Source organism: Fusobacterium sp. IOR10 (genome assembly GCF_010367435.1).
GTDB lineage: Bacteria > Fusobacteriota > Fusobacteriia > Fusobacteriales > Fusobacteriaceae > Fusobacterium_B.
This window is the reverse complement of the sequence record NZ_WJWY01000023.1, coordinates 1-18,275: the sequence shown is the minus strand read 5'-3', so window position 1 is coordinate 18,275 and position 18,275 is coordinate 1. Positions and strand designations below refer to the sequence as shown.

General features: G+C 26.9%; 19 protein-coding genes. 9 read left to right on the top strand and 10 right to left on the bottom strand.

The window, feature by feature from the left end:
- Positions 1-9 precede the first annotated feature (9 nt).
- The 4 genes from GIL12_RS07300 to era are packed head-to-tail and all read left to right on the top strand — an operon-like array spanning position 10 to position 4,170.
- Complete coding sequence (locus GIL12_RS07300) at positions 10-813, top strand: NAD(+)/NADH kinase (protein ID WP_163469847.1); 804 nt, start codon at positions 10-12, stop codon at positions 811-813.
- Positions 807-2,465 (top strand): DNA repair protein RecN, encoded by a 1,659-nt coding sequence (gene recN / locus GIL12_RS07295; RefSeq protein ID WP_163469846.1) that lies wholly within the window; start codon positions 807-809, stop codon positions 2,463-2,465. Before GIL12_RS07300 ends, recN begins: the two co-directional genes overlap by 7 nt.
- 8 nt (positions 2,466-2,473) lie before the next feature.
- Positions 2,474-3,277 carry a site-specific integrase gene (locus GIL12_RS07290; RefSeq protein ID WP_163469845.1) on the top strand — a complete coding sequence of 268 codons (804 nt, stop codon included), beginning with the start codon at positions 2,474-2,476 and terminating at the stop codon, positions 3,275-3,277.
- Complete coding sequence (gene era / locus GIL12_RS07285; protein ID WP_163469844.1) at positions 3,277-4,170, top strand: GTPase Era; 894 nt, start codon at positions 3,277-3,279, stop codon at positions 4,168-4,170. Before GIL12_RS07290 ends, era begins: the two co-directional genes overlap by 1 nt.
- Before the next feature lie 213 nt (positions 4,171-4,383).
- Here era and GIL12_RS07280 read toward each other — a convergent pair whose 3' ends face one another.
- From GIL12_RS07280 to hpt, 9 genes are all read right to left on the bottom strand, one after another.
- Positions 4,384-5,298, bottom strand: coding sequence for a DMT family transporter (locus tag GIL12_RS07280; protein WP_163469843.1), 915 nt, complete (start codon positions 5,296-5,298; stop codon positions 4,384-4,386).
- 10 nt (positions 5,299-5,308) lie between these two features.
- Complete coding sequence (locus GIL12_RS07275) at positions 5,309-9,643, bottom strand: PolC-type DNA polymerase III (RefSeq protein WP_163469842.1); 4,335 nt, start codon at positions 9,641-9,643, stop codon at positions 5,309-5,311.
- A gap of 21 nt (positions 9,644-9,664) precedes the next feature.
- On the bottom strand, positions 9,665-10,228 hold the full coding sequence (locus tag GIL12_RS07270) for an RNA methyltransferase (RefSeq protein ID WP_163469841.1): 564 nt from the start codon (positions 10,226-10,228) through the stop codon (positions 9,665-9,667).
- Between the two features lie 19 nt (positions 10,229-10,247).
- On the bottom strand, positions 10,248-10,970 hold the full coding sequence (gene trmD, locus GIL12_RS07265) for a tRNA (guanosine(37)-N1)-methyltransferase TrmD (RefSeq protein WP_163469840.1): 723 nt from the start codon (positions 10,968-10,970) through the stop codon (positions 10,248-10,250).
- A 22-nt stretch (positions 10,971-10,992) separates the two neighbouring features.
- Complete coding sequence (rimM, locus tag GIL12_RS07260; RefSeq protein WP_163469839.1) at positions 10,993-11,511, bottom strand: ribosome maturation factor RimM; 519 nt, start codon at positions 11,509-11,511, stop codon at positions 10,993-10,995.
- Between the two features lie 8 nt (positions 11,512-11,519).
- Positions 11,520-11,759, bottom strand: coding sequence for a KH domain-containing protein (locus GIL12_RS07255; protein WP_163469838.1), 240 nt, complete (start codon positions 11,757-11,759; stop codon positions 11,520-11,522).
- Positions 11,760-11,777: 18 nt separating this feature from the next.
- Positions 11,778-12,017: a DUF4911 domain-containing protein gene (locus GIL12_RS07250; RefSeq protein WP_163469837.1), complete on the bottom strand. Its 240-nt coding sequence runs from the start codon at positions 12,015-12,017 to the stop codon at positions 11,778-11,780.
- Positions 12,018-12,080: 63 nt separating this feature from the next.
- Positions 12,081-12,875, bottom strand: coding sequence for a 16S rRNA (adenine(1518)-N(6)/adenine(1519)-N(6))-dimethyltransferase RsmA (gene rsmA / locus GIL12_RS07245; protein WP_163469836.1), 795 nt, complete (start codon positions 12,873-12,875; stop codon positions 12,081-12,083).
- Positions 12,876-12,883: 8 nt separating this feature from the next.
- Positions 12,884-13,411 (bottom strand): hypoxanthine phosphoribosyltransferase, encoded by a 528-nt coding sequence (gene hpt / locus GIL12_RS07240; RefSeq protein WP_163469835.1) that lies wholly within the window; start codon positions 13,409-13,411, stop codon positions 12,884-12,886.
- A gap of 168 nt (positions 13,412-13,579) precedes the next feature.
- Here hpt and GIL12_RS07235 point away from each other — a divergent pair, with 168 nt between their 5' ends.
- The 5 genes from GIL12_RS07235 to GIL12_RS07215 are packed head-to-tail and all read left to right on the top strand — an operon-like array spanning position 13,580 to position 18,135.
- A complete protein-coding gene (locus GIL12_RS07235; protein ID WP_163469834.1) occupies positions 13,580-14,284 on the top strand; it encodes a PASTA domain-containing protein in 705 nt (234 codons plus the stop codon).
- Positions 14,285-14,288: 4 nt separating this feature from the next.
- Positions 14,289-15,191 (top strand): ribosome small subunit-dependent GTPase A, encoded by a 903-nt coding sequence (rsgA, locus tag GIL12_RS07230; RefSeq protein ID WP_239056081.1) that lies wholly within the window; start codon positions 14,289-14,291, stop codon positions 15,189-15,191.
- A complete protein-coding gene (gene rpe, locus GIL12_RS07225) occupies positions 15,175-15,819 on the top strand; it encodes a ribulose-phosphate 3-epimerase (RefSeq protein ID WP_203522571.1) in 645 nt (214 codons plus the stop codon). Before rsgA ends, rpe begins: the two co-directional genes overlap by 17 nt.
- 1 nt (position 15,820) lies before the next feature.
- Entirely contained in the window at positions 15,821-16,495 is a 675-nt protein-coding gene (locus GIL12_RS07220) for a MarR family winged helix-turn-helix transcriptional regulator (protein ID WP_163469832.1), read from the top strand.
- A complete protein-coding gene (locus GIL12_RS07215; RefSeq protein WP_163469831.1) occupies positions 16,495-18,135 on the top strand; it encodes an NFACT family protein in 1,641 nt (546 codons plus the stop codon). Before GIL12_RS07220 ends, GIL12_RS07215 begins: the two co-directional genes overlap by 1 nt.
- A 52-nt stretch (positions 18,136-18,187) precedes the next feature.
- Here the strand turns inward: GIL12_RS07215 and GIL12_RS07210 are convergent.
- Positions 18,188-18,275 (bottom strand): IS3 family transposase (locus tag GIL12_RS07210; RefSeq protein WP_163469728.1); only part of this gene is annotated, 88 nt, incomplete at its 5' end.

Sequence of the window (18,275 nt, the reverse complement as noted above, 5' to 3'; positions counted from 1 at the left end):
GGGGTTAGTATGAAAAAAAAATGTGTAATATTCTATAATAAGGATAAAAGAAAAGCTATAGAAGCATACAAACAAATAACAAATTTTTTTAAAAAAAATAAGGTTTTAATTTTATCTTCAGAAAAAATCCTAGAGGCTGATTTTGCAATAGTTATTGGTGGAGACGGAACTTTACTTAGAGCTGCTAAGGAAATAATAAAAAAAAATTTAGTAACAATAGCAATAAACGCTGGGAGTTTGGGGTTTTTAACAGAAACAAAACTAGAAGAAGCTATTGATGCTTGCCAAAGTTTTTTAAATGGAAATTATAAAGTTGAAAAAAGAGGAATTTTAGAAATAAAAATAAATTCAGAAAAATTTTATGCATTAAATGAAGTTGTTTTTTCAAATGGTGGAATGGGAAAAAGGTTAACATCTTTAGATTTATTTTGTGATATAGATAAAATAAATAGATATAAAGGAGATGGAGTGATAATAGCAACTCCTACAGGGTCAACAGCCTACTCTCTTTCAGCAGGGGGACCAATACTATCCCATTATCTAGAAGCCATTCTAATAACTCCTATAGCTCCTCACAATCTAAGTAGTAGACCAATCGTAATAGATTCTAAAAGAAAAATTAGAGTAGAGCATGTTAAAGGATATGATAGATGCTTTATAATTGTAGATGGAGAAATGATTAGGCAAATAGAAGAAGATGATGAAATTGAAATAGAATATTCAGAAAAAACATTAAATTTATTTGTACATGAAAATAGAAATTATTATTCTGTTTTAAAGGAAAAATTAAGGTGGGGCGATAATTTATGTTAAAAGAACTTTTAATAGAAAATTTGGCTATAATAGAAAAATTAGATATTGAAATAGGTGGTGGATTAGTTGCTTTAACAGGTGAAACAGGAGCAGGAAAATCAATTATATTAAGTGGTGTAAACTTATTACTAGGGGAAAAGACTAAAGTTGATATATTGGGGACGGAAGATAAACCTTTAGTTGCTCAAGGTATTTTTAGTATTAATGAAAATCAAAAAAAAGAACTATTGGATTTGGGAATAGAAGTAGAAGATCAAGAAATAATTATAAGAAGAATTATAGAAAGAACAGGAAGAACAAAGGTTTTTGTAAATGGAGTTAGAATTTCTTTAGGATCTTTAAAAGAAATTATGAGAACACTAGTTGATATAGTAGGTCAACATTCACATCAAATGCTTTTGAATAAAGAAAATCATATTAAATTAATAGATAAATTTTCAGAAGAGGAAGCAATAGAAATTAGAGAAGAATTGGAAAACAACTTTAATTTATATAATGAAGTTAATAAAAAAATTAAATATATTGAAGATAGCAAAAAAGATTTAGCTGAGCGAAAAGAATTTTATGAATTTCAATTGCAAGAGATAAATAATGCACAGTTAACTTTAGGAGAAGATGAAGAACTTCAAGTGGAATATAAAAGACTTTTTAATGCTGGAAAAATTAAAGAAAAGTTAATGAGCTCAGAATTAGGATTAAAAAATGAAGAAATAAATGCTCTAAGTATAATACATACTTGTAAAAAAAATCTAGAAACAATATCTAGCTATGGAAAAGAATTTGAAGATATTTACGAACAAATAGAGAGAATTTATTATGAATTAGATGATTGTGTTAGTTCTATAGAAAACCTAAACAGTGAAATAGATATTGACGAAGCTAGACTTTCAGAAGTAATTGAAAGATTGGATTTACTAAAGAGATTAAAGGATAAATATGGAAAAACAATTGAAGATGTTTTGAATTTTAAAAATGATATTGAAAAAAAATTAAATAAATTAGATGAAAATGAATTTAAAGTTTCTAATTTAATAAAAAAAAGATGTGAGTACAAAGAAAAGTATTGGATTTATGCAAAAAAACTTAGAGAACTTAGAGAAAAACATATAAAAATAATAGAAAAAGAATTGATAAAAGAGCTTGAGTTTTTAAACATGAAAAATGTAAATGTAAAAATAAAATTAGAACCTAAAGAAGTAATGTCTAGAAATGGTTCAGACAGTGTTGAGATATTTATTTCAACAAATATTGGCCAAGAATTGAAACCTCTTCAAAAAATAGCTTCAGGGGGAGAAGTAAGTAGAATAATGTTAGCTCTAAAAGTCATTTTCTCAAGGGTGGACAATATTCCTATTTTAATCTTTGATGAAATTGATACAGGAGTAGGAGGAGAAACAGTCAGAAAAATAGCTGAAAAATTAGAGCAAATAGGAGAAAATGTTCAGGTTCTATGTATAACCCATTCTCCAGTAATAGCTTCAAAAGCAAGTGAACAATTTTATATAGAGAAAAAAATATACAATGAAAAAACTGTGGCAGTTGTAAGAAAATTAGCAGAAGAAGAAAGAATACTAGAGATTTCAAGGATGCTAGCAGGGGAAAATATAACTGAGGCAGTATCAGAGCATGCAAAGGAATTACTTTATAAATAGGAGTTAAGATGAACTTAAGTAATGAATTTTTTTATAAATTAGAAAGTGAAGAAATTGTATCGAGAATAAGCATAGAATTTTATAAAAAGGATATATTGGATTTTGAAGAATATTTAAATGGAAAGGACATTTTAGAGGTAACACAAGAAGATATAATGGTTTATTTGAAATATTTAAAATCAAAGTATGCTGAAAATTCAATAATTAGAAAAATAACATCATTAAAGTCAATGTATAAGTATTTTGTTAAAAAAGATTATATAGCTACTTCCCCAGTTGAAAAAATTAGTACAACTAGAAAACATATAAAAATTGGGAAAAAAATAAAAGGATATGAGATTAAGGCAATATTAGATGTTTGTGGAGAAAGTAGAAAAGAAAAAAGAGATAGCTTAATTATTAAACTTTTATCAGAAACAGGATTAAAAATATCTGAAGTGTTAAATTTAGAGGCTATAAGATTAAAAAAAAATAATTATAAAAGTTTTATAATTAATAGAGGAAATGAGTATATTATTACAGAAATATCTATAGATCTTTCTCATGAATTAAGGGAATATGTGGAAAAATTAGAAATAGAGTTGGATTCCCATGTGGATAAAATTTTTTATGATATAACAAATCAAAATTTTAAAGATAGATTTATAAAATATGGGAAAAAAGCTAATTTGGAAAGGGAAGTTTTACCTAGCATGATAAGAAACAAATGCATTTCTGAAAGAAAAAAAGAAATGTTAAATTCAATAAAGGAAAATAGATTAGAAGAAATAAGAAAAGAGTATTTAAAAATAGGAATAGGAGATGAGAATTAATGAAAGCAGGATTTATTGCGGTTGTAGGGAGACCTAACGTAGGGAAATCAACCCTTATAAATAAATTAGTTGATGAAAAAGTAGCAATAGTTTCAAATAAAGCAGGAACAACAAGAGAAAATATAAAAGGAATAGTAAATGTGAAGGGGAATCAGTACATATTTATAGATACTCCTGGAATACATAAACCGAAACATTTATTAGGGGAATACATGACAAATAGTGCAATTAGAATACTTAAAGATGTTGACGCTATTTTAATGATGTTAGACGGAACTCAAGAAATAAGTACAGGGGATCAATTTGTTATGGAAAGAGTTCTATCGGCTAAAAAGACTCCTAGAATTCTAGTTATTAATAAAATTGATAAACTGAACGATGAAGAGTTAGAAAATAAAAGGGAAGAAGTAAAAGAAAAATTAGGGAAATTTGATGGGATTGTTGAAATAGCAGGAGAATATGGAATTGGTGTTCCTCAATTATTAGACAGATTGGAAATGTTTTTAGATGAAGATGTTCAATATTACCCAGAAGACATGTATACTGATATGCCAATTTACAGAATAATGACTGAAATAGTTAGAGAAAAAATCCTTGTGAAAACTAGAGATGAAATTCCTCATTCAGTTGCAATAGAAATAATAAATGTTGAAAAAAGAGATGAAGGTAAAGATAAATTTAACGTAAATATTTATGTTGAAAGAGATTCTCAAAAGGGTATTATAATAGGAAAAGGCGGTAAAATGCTAAAAGAAATAGGGACAGAAGCAAGAAAAGAAATGGAAAAGTTATTAGATAGACCAATATACTTAGAACTTTGGGTAAAAGTTAAAAGTGATTGGAGAAAGAAAAAACCTTTCTTAAAAGAATTAGGTTATTTTGACGAAAAATAAAAATATGAAAATAAAAAAGAAAGAACCTCTCACTTTTGTGGGGTTCTTTCTTTTTTATTTATTAAAGTTTAGGGTAGGAAATCTTTAAAACGTCACCAGAGTTCTAAAGAGAGATTTTAATCTCAAATACATAGTACCATATAATATTTTGTGTGTCAAACCTTTTTTTTAACAAAATAAAAGATGGGTTCTCCCATCTTTTATTGGTTATATTTATTTTTGACTTTTACTTATTTTTATAATTGAAAATAATAATATAATAGCTCCAAATGATTGAATAGCTGTTAATAAATTTTTATTAAAGATATAATCAAATAAAACTGATGAAATAGGAAAAGCTAATTCACAAATAGTTGCAACACTGGCAGTAATATATTGAAGACCTTTATAATAAATCATAATTGCCATACTACCAGAAGTAAGAGCTATAACAATAAAAATAAACCACTGGAAACCAGTTACATCTAAAATTAAATTCAATTGTTTATTGTAAAGAACAATTAAAAAAGTAATGATAGAAGTAAAGCAAAATCTTGTATAAAGAGCAGTTATAAATGATGAATTAGTAAGAATTTTCTTTCCAAAAACAGTTGAACTTCCAAAGGCAAAAGCAGCAAACAAAGCATACATTCCAGCTAAAGCTATATTATCTCCATCATAAGAATGAGGTAAGGAAAATTCAAATGTCATTATATATCCTCCAATTAATGCTAAAAGAGCAAAAAAGAGAAAATTATTTTTTATTTTTTCCTTAAGAATAATTCTAGCTAAAACAATTGCAAAAATAGGTTGCGCTTTTTGTAATAGAGTAACAACAGTTAAATGTTGAAAATTAACTAAAAATAAAGCTTTAACTATCGCTAAAGTTCCTAAAGTCCCTCCAAATAAGGCCACAAGAAAAAAATAAAATAAATCTTGCTTAGGGAGAGAAGTTATATTCTTAAATTCTCTTTTTCCAATGAATAAGGTCATAGTAATAAAAGGTATAAAATGTAACATAAAAACCACAAAAGGGACTTTTAGTTTGAATAATCTTGGAGTTAAAACAATTGAATCCAACCCCCATAAAGATGCAGCAAAGCAAACTAATATAGCTCCTAAATATTTTTTTTCTAAATGTTTAAACAATAGATTCCTCCTAAAAAAGACAGATTTGATTAGTATCGCTTAAATTCTCAACAGCATTAATTGACTTTAGTTTATCTAAAGTAGTTGAAGAAATTTTAGTTCGACGTTTTAAATCTTCATAAGAAAGAAATTGGTCACTATTTCTTTCTTTAATTAAATTTTCAATAACACTAGATCCAAGACCATTAATTCCAAGAAGAGGAACTCTTATTTTTCCATCTTCAATTGTAAATTTAAAACCTTCAGATTTGTATAAATCAATTTTTAAAAATTCAAATCCTCGAGCGTACATCTCTATAACAATTTCACAAATAGAAAATTGAGTTTTCTTTTTCACATCTAGCTTAGACTCTTGTTTTAGTTCTTCTAATTTTGCCTTAGCCAAATCACTATTTCCCATAATTTCAAAATCAAAATCATCAATTTTTCTAGTTAAATAAGCTGCATAGAAAGCTAAAGGATAATGAACTTTAAAATATGCAATTCTCATAGCCATCATAACATAAGCAACAGCATGACCTTTTGGGAACATATATTTTATTTTTTTACAAGATTCAATATACCAATCTTTAACATTTTTTTCTTTTAATATATCAGAGTATTTTTGCCACTGTTCAGGATCTTTAGAAGGCTTTCCTTTTCTGACAAACTCCATTATTTTAAAAGCAGTTAATTTTTCAATGCCATTATCAATAAGATAGTTCATAATATCGTCTCTAACTGTGATAACATCAGATAGAGTTGCTTTCCCTTCTCTTATAAATTGTTGGGCATTATTAAGCCAAACATCAGTACCATGAGAAAGACCAGAAATTCTAACTAGTTCGGCAAAAGTTTTAGGACGAGTATCCACAAGCATTTGTCTAACAAACTGAGTACCAAATTCAGGAACACCAAATGTTCCAATAGTTGAACCAATGTCTTCAGGAGAAACATTTAATATGTCAGTTCCAGAAAATAGTTGAAGAGTATCGCTATCAGCAATTGGAATATCATATATGTTTACTCCAGTATATTCTTGTAGCATTTTAATAGTTGTAGGATCATCATGTCCAAGGATATCCAATTTAACAAGCTGTTCATCCATAACGTGATAATCAAAATGAGTAGTGATAGAGTCATTATTAATGTCATTAGCAGGGTGCTGGATAGGACAAAAATCATAGACCTCCATATTTTTAGGAACAATAACCATTCCTCCAGGATGTTGCCCAGTTGTTTTTTTAGCACCTTCAACTTTAGCAGCTCTTCTAAAAATTTCAGCATTATTTCCAGAAATTTCATGATCTTCAAAGAATTTTCTTACATACCCAATGGCATTTTTTTCTGCTAAAGTGGAAATTGTTCCAGCTTTAAATACGTTGGATTTTCCAAACATTTCTTCACAATATCTATGAATTTCAGATTGATATTCTCCAGAAAAATTAAGATCAATGTCAGGAACTTTATCCCCATCGAATCCCATAAAAACTTCAAATGGAATAGCGTGTCCATCTCTTTTCAAAAGTTTTCCACATTTAGGACAATTTTTTTCTGGTAAATCTACACCAGCTCCTTCTTTGTCAGTAAATTCAGAATATTTACATTCTGGATTTTCACAAATATAATGGGGGTACAATGCATTAACTTCAGTTATTCCCATCATAAAAGCAACAAGAGAAGAACCTACAGATCCTCTAGAACCAACAAGATAACCATTGTCTAGAGATTTTTTTACAAGCTTTTGAGCAGATAAATAAAGAACAGAAAATCCATGATTTATAATGGAATTAAGCTCTCTTTCTAATCTTTTATTTACTATTTCAGGAAGCGGATTTCCATAAATACGATGAGCTTTTTCATATGTCATATCCCTAACAATATTTTCAGAATTATCTAGTTCAGGGGGATAAAATCCATCTGGAATAGGTTGAACTTTTTCAATTTTATCAGCAATAGCATTAGTATTTTTAATTACAATTTCTTTAGCAATATCTGTACCTAAATAAGAAAACTCTTCAAGTAGTTCATTTGTTGTTTTAAAATAAAATCCATTATCAATTAAATATTGTCTTTTATTGAAGGCTGTTCCACTACCATAAAGCAAGATACTTCTTATATTAGCTTCATCTCTTTCTAAGTAATGGACATTTGAACTAGCAGTGACTAATTTATTATATTTTTGACATAGGTTATAAATATAAGAGTTCATATTTTCAACTGCTTTATAATTGGAAATTCTATTTGTACCATCTTCTTCTATAAGTTCATTGAAATTTTCTTTAGATAAAAGCTCAACATAATCATAAAATTGAATAGATTCTTCCACACCTTTGAAATTATAATCTAAATAATTTGAAGAAATATCATTGGTATTTCTATAGTGGACAGTTGTACTTCCACCTATTAAAAGACCTTTTCTAAGGGCTTGAACCTCACTTTTTAAGATTCTAGCTTTTTTACTACCAAAATGATCTTTATGTGCTAATGATACTAATTTATATAAATTTTTCAAACCTTCTTGATTTTGAACAAGGGCAATGATATTAATTGTATCTTGTTTTTCCACATTAAGTGGGAAAGCTCCAGTAATATCTTTTAAATTTGTAATTCCTATATCAAAATACTTGTTTAAGAAGATTACAAACATTCCTGCAGTTGCTTGAGAATCATCAACAGCTCTATGATGACTTTCAAGTGCAACCCCTAATTTTTTAGTAAGAGGACCTAATCCAAAACTCTTTAAATTTGGCATAACATCTCTAGCCATTTGAAGAGTATCTATAACAGTTGGATCAAAATCAATATTTAATATTTTCTTGCAATCTCTTCTAATGAAACTCATATCAAATTTGGCATTATGGGCTACTAAAGTAGCATCTTTAGAAAATTCAATAAATTTAGGTAAGACCTCTTCTATTCCCAAAGCGTCAGCTACCATAGCATCTGAAATACTAGTTAATTTTTGAATTTTTTCAGGAATTTTATTTTTAGGTTTAACAAATTCAGAGAATTTATCAATAATCCTAGTACCTTTTAGTTTTATAGCTCCAACTTCAATAATTTCATTATCATGGGAGTTAAGGCCTGTAGTTTCCAAGTCAAAAACAACAAAGGTTTCTTCTTCAATAGGTATATCTTTTGGATTTAGAACCATAGGTTTTTCATCATCAATCATGTACATTTCGCATCCTAAAATAGCTTTAAAATCTTTATCTTTTTTAGTTTGATTAAAGGCTATTGGGAAAGTATGAACAACTGAATAGTCAGTAATAGCCATGCTTTTATGTCCAAAAGATTTAGCAGTATTTATTAAATCAGTTATTTCAGTGACACCTACCATTTCACTCATTTTACTGTGAGTGTGTAATTCAACCATTTTTTCTTCAGAGGTATCAACTTTAGTTTCTTTGGTTATATCTAATTTATTAATGGATGAAGCTATTAATACCTCTTCATTGTCAGAAAATTTATCCAATTGTTTTCTACCACTGGCTTTAATAAAGTTTTCAACCTCAATATCATCATTGGCATTATTTTTTTGGAATTTTTTTATAGTTAAAGAATTAGAATTATCAGTTATTCTAAATGTTTTTAAAATAGTACCATTTTTTAATTCTCTAGATTCAACACTAAAAACTTCCCCTTGAATAATACAAGATTCACCCTCATAAATATCTTTAAATTCACCAATTGAAATAGGTGTCCCTTTTATTTTTCTAGAATTTCTTTTAACAGCTTTATTTGTCCAAGTATCACTTGAATTATTTTCTTTTGATAACTGTGGGTTAGCTTTAATTTCAGCTATCTCCTTATCTATCTTTTCACTTAAAGTAAAAATTATGTTTTCTTTTTCTTTTTCTAATTTATCTATTTCCTTTGAAAAATCTCCAGGAATAAAAAAAACATTAAAATTATTTATTCCAAATTCAGCAAGAATTCTTTCTAATTTAATATTTATTTTTGAGTCATATAAATTTTCAATAGCGATTTTATTTTTAAGTTCAATCATAATTTTGTTTTGCTCAATATTGATTCTATAGAGAAAAAGAAAAGATTTAGATGTGGCATTATTTTCCTTTAATTTATAAATAGCCTTATCAACAATATCAATAAGTGTTTCCTTTGATATTTCGTTATCTTTGTAAGTAATTTCAAACTCTACTGAAACAGAAGAACCAAATGTTTTTCTTAATTCTTTGGAGATTAAGTCAGTTTCAAAAATAAAAGAAGGGTTCTTAACTGAGCATTTTATTTTTAAAGTTTTAGTTTTGTTAAAGAATAAAATTAATTTTACAAAGATATTCTTAGCTCCTAAATAATGAAAGAAATCTTCTTTAGGAGCAATTTTAATTTTTTTATTCATATTAATCTCCCAATGGTAATATTATTTTTCCCCAAGAACTCTATCTAAGATAATAGATACAGCAGCTCTAACAGAAAGATGATTATATTTAGTAGTTCCTCTTATAGGTTCTAAGATATAATCAGACATGTCCATAACTTCTTTTATAAGCCCCCAACCAGTTCCAAATAAAAATAAATAAGGTTTATCATCATTAAATATTTTATCAGAAAGTCCAGTATAGCTAATTGAATTAGGATAAATATGTGCTGAAGTTGTTATGATAACAGGTTTTTCCCCTTCAGTTTTTTCAATATCTAAAATAGCTTCTTCTAAAGAGTCCTTTACTTTTGTATGTTTAAAAGCAGATTCTCTATCCTTATTATATTCTCCACCAGATCCATCTTGCCAGTAACCAATAATTCTTTGAGTAAGTTGTTTTTGTGCTTCAACAGGAACAATTAAATCATATTCTTTGATATTATAAGTTCTACAAGTTCTAGAAATATCATGAATATCAAAATTTGTAACAGAAGTACATACAGTCTCCATATTTTTATTGTAAACTGGGTAATGCACTAGAGCTAAGTATATTTTATTTCTCATAATTGATTTTCCACCTTTTTTAGTTATTATCTAATTCTAAAATTATTTCTTTTAATAATTTTTTTTCCAAGTCATTTAGGACCTTATTTTTTAATAAATCAGGTCTTCTAATATAAGTTCTTTTTAAACTTTCTTTGATTCTCCATTCTTTAATTTTTCTATGATTTCCTGAAATTAATACATCTGGAACTTTTAATCCTTTATATTCTGCAGGTCTTGTGTATTGAGGGTAATCTAACAAACCATTAAAAAATGAATCATTTTCATAGGAAGCTTTTTTAATAACCCCAGGAATAAGCCTAGATATAGTGTCAATTATAACCATAGCTGGGATTTCCCCACCAGTTAAAACGTAATCTCCAATGGAGATTTCCAAATCAACTTTTTCATTGACAACTCTTTCATCAATTCCTTCATAATGACCAGCAATAATAGTTATTTCATCTTCTTTTTTTAAATTAATTGCAAGTTGCTGATCAAAAGTCTTACCTTGGGGAGATGTGTAAATAATTTTCCCTTGGCATTGTTCCAATGCACGAAAAAGAGGCTCAGGTTTCATAACCATTCCTCCCTCTCCACCAAATGGAATATCATCAGCTTGTTTATGTTTATCAAAACAAAAATCTCTGATATTTATTACATTAATTTCTATTAAATTATTTTTTACAGCTCTTCCAATAATGCTTTGATTTTTAAAAGCATGGAAAAGTTCAGGAAATAAAGTTAAAATATTTATTTTCAAATTATACCCCTTTATATTTAAGTTATTTTTTTATTTTTAATTCTCTCATACCTTCCCAAAGATCCACAACTATTTTGTTTTCAGAAAAATTAATATCTTTAATGAAAGGTTCTATTTTAGGAATCATAGCTTCATAATCATTATCAGTAACTACAATAATATCATGAGCAGCAGTATCAAAAACCTCTGTGACAGTTCCAATAAAAGTCTCATCTTCTAAAAAAACTTTCATTTTAAGAAGATCTTGCAATAGATATTCCCCTTCAGCTAATCCTAAAACATTTCTATTTACTTTTATTATTCCATTATGTAAGATATTAGCTTCTGTTTTATTCTTAATTTCTGCAAATTCAATTGTATATTTTTCTCCAACAAGTCTAGATACTTTAGTGACTGTAAGTATAATCTTTTCCCCAGTAGCTTTTACAATTAAAACTTTTTCATTAATAAGTACATTGGGATCGCTTATATTAAGATTTGATTTTACAACACCTTTTAAATGGTGAGTTCCAGATATTTTTCCAATAGTAACTAAATTCATTTTTTCTCCTAATCTAAAAATTCCACATTAACATTTAATTTGTCTTTAACACCTGCAGCTTGCATAACTCCTCTGATAGCATTAGCAGTGAGACCATTTTTACCAATAACTCTTCCCATTTCTCCCTTAGCAACATTAACTTTGAAGATAACAGTATCGTCTATAAGTTCATAAGAGATTCTTATTAATTCTTCATGTTCAACAAGACCACTTAAAATATATTTTAGTAAATTTTCTAATCGTTCCATTTATAACCTCCGTTTTTATTATAAATTACCATTCCACAAACCTTCACTAAGAATTTCAATTTCAACATAATTTTCTCCCAAATCAAGGATTATTTCCTTTGCTATGTCTTTAAAATCTGTAGTGGTAATTATTGTAATTAATCCTTTTTTAGGATCGTTGGTTCTTACAACTCCAATACCTTCATAAGCTTCCATGATTTTATTAATAAAATCAATATCTTCTTTTCTAGTTTGAATAAAAAATTCATAACTTTTCATATAAACACTCCTAATTATAAAATAAGACTGAATAAATTTTAATATTCAGCCTTATTTTTTCATTTATTTGTTTTCAAATAAGTTAGCTAATTCTATAAATTTATCAATAGTTATATTTTCAGCTCTTTCATTTGGAGATATTCCCAAAATTTCTAATTTTTCTTTTATAAAATCTTTAGAAAAATGTAGAGTTGATAAATTATTTACAATATTTTTTCTCTTGTTTGAAAAAGATGCTTTTACATATTTAAAAAATAATTCCTCTGAAATTTCATTTTCATATTTTTTATCTTTGTGTAGTTTTATAGAAATAAATCCTGAATCAACTTTAGGAATTGGTGTGAAAGATTCCTTTGGAATAGTGAATAGATATTCTCCTTTTCCAAAAAATTCAACAGCTAGCGTAAGGATACTTCTTTCTTTTCCAGAAGTAGCACAAATTCTTTCTCCAACTTCCTTTTGAACCATTAAATAAATTTCGTTGATTTTGTCTCTATGAGAAATTAATTTATTAACTATTGGAGAGGTAATGTAATAAGGAATATTAGCAATGACTTTAGTATTTGAAACTAAAACTTCATTTAAATCTACCTCTAATATATCTCCCATAATTAAGTTAAATTTCTTTTCATTTTCAAATTTTGCTTTAAGAAGTTTTTCTAAATCAGTGTCAATTTCAACACAATTTACTCTTTTAGATTTTTTTAATAAAAGTTCAGTTAAAGCCCCTTCTCCAGGACCTATTTCTAAAATCTCCTCATTTTCACAAGGATTTGAAACTTCAATTATCATATCTAATATATTATTTTGATCAGTTAAAAAATTTTGACCATATTTTTTTTTATGTTTAAATGACATTATATCTCCTATTTTTTTTGAATAAATTTTCCAACGAAAGGTAAGTTTCTATATTTTTCATCTAAGTCTAATCCATATCCAACGACGAATTCATCTGGAATTTCAAAACCGATATATTCTCCCTTAACATCAACTTTTCTTCTACTAGGTTTATCTAAAAGAGAGCAAACCTTTATAGAATTAGGCATTTTTTTCACTAAGAAATCTTTAACATTAGCAATAGTAAGACCTGTATCAATAATATCTTCTATAATAAGAACATCTTTTCCAGTTAAATCTTCATCAACATCTTTTAGTATTTTAACGACTCCTGTAGAATCTATTCCTCCACCATAACTAGAAACTTTCATAAAATCCATTGCTAAATCAATATTCATGCTCTTTGTTAGCTCAGCCATAAACATAACAGAACCTTTTAAAAGACCAACACAAACTAAATCTTTATCTTTATAATCTTCAGCAATTATACTTGCTAATTCCTTGATACGTGATTCTACTTTTTCTTTAGGGATTAAAATCTCTATACTACCTTCCATAATTTCCTCCTGAATATATTTAAACTTTACAAAATTAATCATAAATTATACATTTTATTTTATCATTTAAGGTATGTTTTAGCAAGTTAAATATTGATATTTTAAGATTTATATGATAACATTTTACTAGGTACAATTAAAGAATTTTTGTACTAATCAGGAGGAAAAATGAAAAAAAAATTACAAATAGGATTTTCCTGCATACTAGTATTGTTAACATTATTTTTTACTATGAATATATTTTTAGATAAATATTTCAACAAAAATTTTTATGTTAATCCAGATTTTAAAGGAATGACACTAGAAGAAGTAAAGGATAAAATTCCAAAGGGAGTACTACAAGTAGAAGTATTAGGAAAAGACTTTTCTAAATTACCAGTGGGACAAATATTTATGCAAAAACCAGAAGCTGGTCATATTGTAAAAAAGGGAAGAGTTATTAAAATATGGATTAGTCTTGGGGAAAATTATTATGAAGTTCCTGATTTTTCTGGACAACAATTATTCCAAGTGAAAAGAATACTGGAAGAAAGAGGAATAAAAATAAAAAATATAGCAAGAACAGATTATCCCCTTGCTTATAATTCAGTAATAGCAACTAATCCTAGAGCAGGAGAAATTGTAAATTCTAAAGATGGGATATCCATATTAACAAGTAACAGAACTTCAAACAAGATGGTTGAAATTCCAGATATTATTGGTTTTTCATTGGAAGAAGCTAAAGAAATATTAAAAAAGAAATCAATATTTATAGGAGAAGTTGAAACAATAGAAGTCAAAGGTCTTGAATCAGGGATTGTTGTGGATACAAATCTAGAAACTAAAAGTAAAATTTCATCAGGTTCTAGTATAAATTTAGTGATTTCCAAATAAGGAGTTGGTATATATAAAAGGAAGAATAATTAATAAGGTTCAAGGTTTTTATTATGTTAAAACAGAAGATGAAACTTATGAGTGTAAACTTAGGGGAATTCTAAAAAGAAATGATAAAAAAGATAACTGTGTTGTGGGAGATTTTGTAGAAATATCTGAAGAAGGAAATATAATAAAAATATATGAAAGAAAAAATATTATAAATAGACCTTTAGTTTCAAATGTGGATTTTTTAGTTATACAATTTGCAACAAAGGATCCAGCTATAGATTTTGGAAGATTAAATATTTTGTTGCTAAATAGTTTTTATTATAAGGTTGCTCCAATTGTAGTAATAAACAAAATAGATTTAATATCAGAAGATGAAAAAAATCAGTTAAAGGAAAAATTAAAATATTTAGAAAGTATAAATATACCTGTTTTTTTAATTTCAACATATGATAAAATAGGTATAGATAGTCTTGAAAAGATTATGAAAAATAAGACAGTAGCCTTTGGAGGACCTAGTGGAGTTGGAAAATCAAGTGTTCTTAATTTTCTGCAAGATTCTAAAGAGTTAGTAGTTGGAGAAACAAGTAAAAGGTTAAAAGCTGGGAAACATACAACAAGGGATTCTAAATTATTACCATCTATTTGTGGAGGTTATGTAATTGATACACCAGGTTTTTCATCAATAGAGTTGCCACCAATAAAAGACTATAATGAATTAATATCATTGTTTTCAGAATTTTCAATTGAAGATGGAAATCGTTGTAAATATTTAGATTGTAGACATATTAACGAACCAAATTGTGTAATAAAAGAAAAGGTAAAAAGTGGGGAAATATCTGAAACAAGATATAATTTTTATAAACAAGTATATGAAAAATTAAAAGATGAAAGGTGGAAAAATCATGAAAAATATTAAAATAGCTCCTTCAATACTATCAGCAGACTTTAGCAAATTAGGGGAGGAGATTATAAGCATAGATAAAGCAGGTGCAGACTGGGTCCATATAGATGTTATGGATGGAGCCTTTGTTCCTAATATAACTTTTGGAGCACCAGTAATAAAATGCGTTAGAGAAAAGACAAAACTTCCCTTCGATGTTCATTTAATGATAATGAATCCTGAAAGATATATAGAAGATTTTGTAAAAGCAGGTGCAGATATAATTGTTGTACATGCAGAATCAACAAATCATTTACATAGGGTTATTCAACAAATAAAATCATATGGAGTTAAAGCAGGGATTTCTTTAAATCCAGGAACATCTCCAGATGCATTGAAATATTTAATAAATGATTTAGATTTAGTTTTAGTAATGAGTGTTAACCCTGGATTTGGAGGGCAAACTTTTATAGAAAGTTCAGTTGAAAAAATAAAAGAAATTAGAAAAATGAATAAAGACGTTGACATAGAAGTTGATGGTGGAATCACAGATAAAACAATAATAAAATGTAAGGAAGCTGGAGCTAATATTTTTGTTGCAGGCTCTTATGTTTTTAAAGGAGATTATAGAGAAAGAATCTCTAATCTTAAAAAGGAGGAATAGTATGTCTTATATAAAAGAAGTAAATGAAATATTTGAAAAATTTTATAAATTATTTTATGAGTCTGAAGATTTAGCTTTAAAGAATGGAATTAAATGTTTAAGCCACACAGAATTACACATAATAGAAGCTATGGGTGAAGATTCAATAACAATGAATACTTTATCTGAGAGATTGGGAATAACAATGGGAACAGCTACAGTTGCAATTACAAAGCTAGAAGAAAAAGGATTTGCAATGAGAGTTAGATCCAATATAGATAGAAGAAAAGTGTATGTGTCATTGACTCCTAAAGGAAGAAAAGCACTAGAATATCATAATAATTATCACAAGAAAATAATGACAACTATTACAGAAAATATAAATGAAGATGATTTAAATGTATTTTTAGAAACTTTTGAAAAGATATTGGAAAATTTAAAAAATAAGTCAAGATTTTTAAAACCTAGTTCAATAACTGATTTTCCAATTGGCTCAAAAGTATCTGTAATTGAAATAAAAGGAACACCAATAGTACAAGATTATTTTATGGGAAATGGAATAAATTCCTGTAATGATTTAATGATAGAAAACATAAAAGAAAATGAGAAAATAATTCTAAAAAAAGAAGACGGGAAACTTTTAGAATTAAATGTACTAGATGCTAAAAATATAATTGTAGTTAGAAAGGAAAATTAATGTTATATTTAGATGGAATTTCTCTTTCTAAGATTATTCCTGAATTGGAAGAAGAGATATTAAATAAAAAGGTGGGAAAAATTTTTCAAAATTCCACTTTATCCTTAAGTTTGCATTTTGGGAAAAAAAAATTAAATTTTTCATGTAGTCCGTCTTTTCCAATATGCTATATAATAGATAAAAAAGAAGAAAGAATCATAGAGGAAAACTCAAATTTTTTAATGATTTTAAGAAAATACATAGTTAACTCCTCTTTAAAAAAAATAGAACAATTAGGATATGATAGAATACTTAAATTTACTTTTTTAAAGGTTAATGCTTTAGGAGAGAATGAAAAAAATTATTTATATTTTGAAATAATGGGAAAGCGTTCAAATATAATTTTAACAGATGAAAATGAAGAAATTATAGGGTTATTAAAAAGGTTTGCCATAGAAGAAAATGCTTTGAGATTTTTATTTAAGGGAGCTAAGTATGCACAACCAATAGTATCCCAAAAAGAAAATCCAGAATCAACTAATAGGGAAAAATTTAATAAGTATTTAATTGAAAATACTCTATTACAAAATATAGATGGAATAGGGAAAAAAACAGTGGAAATTCTAAAATCCTATGAAGATTTAGAGAATATTTTAAAAGCACCAATTAGATCTAGGATATATTTTAAAGATGGGACTCCAATGTTAGGGACAGTTCTAGAAATACAACCTAAAGAATATGATGAAATAAAAGATTATGAAACTTTTAATGAAATGGTTACAGAATATGTAAACTCAAAATTACTAGCTTCATCCCTTGTAGTATTAAAAAATAGATTATTGTCTAAAGTTGAAAAAGAAATAAAAAAATCAAAAAAAGTAATTAAAAATATTGAAAAAGACATGATAATTATGGCTAATTATAAGGATTATAAAATTTTAGGAGATATCTTTGCATCAGTTATTTACTCTGTGAAAAAGGGAGATAAAAGTGTAAAAGCTTACGATTTTTATAATGAAAAAGAAATAGAAATAGAAATAGAAATTGATCCACTTTTAAGTCCTCAAAGTAATCTTAATAAAATTTATAAAAAATATTCTAAATTGAAAAAAGGATTGGAAATTTCCAATGAAAGAATTATTGAATATAAAAATAAGAAGTCATATTTAGAAAGTGTTTTATTCTTTATAAATACAAGTGAAACAACTGAACAATTAAAAAATATAGAAACAGAATTAACAGATGAAAAAATAATAACATCTAAAGTTAAAAGAAAAATAAAAAAACAAAAAAAAGCCAAAGAACCAACATATGGGACAGTTGAATTAGGAGATAAAATTATTTATTTTGGTAGAAATAATAAGGAAAATGATTATTTGACATTTAAATTTGCTAATAAAAATGATATTTGGTTTCATATAAAAGATATACCAGGTTCTCATATAATAGTGAGAAAGGAAGATTTTGAAGATTCTGAAGAGTTTATTGTGAAAATAGCACAACTTGCAGCACATTATTCAAAGGCTTCAGTTGGAGAAAAAGTAACAGTTGATTATACAGAGAAAAAGAATTTAAATAAACCAAAGGGAGCTCCTCTTGGTTTTGTAACATATAATGTATTTAAAGCAATTATAGTGGAAACTCCAAGTAAAAAAATATAAGAAAAGCACCTTTATGTAGTGAACCCATTTTCTTGGACATGAAATTTAATATTTAATTTAAGGATTGATTCCTGTATTCTGCAGGAGTTAATCCTTTTAATTTTATTTTAATTCTCTGATTATTATAATAATCAATATAA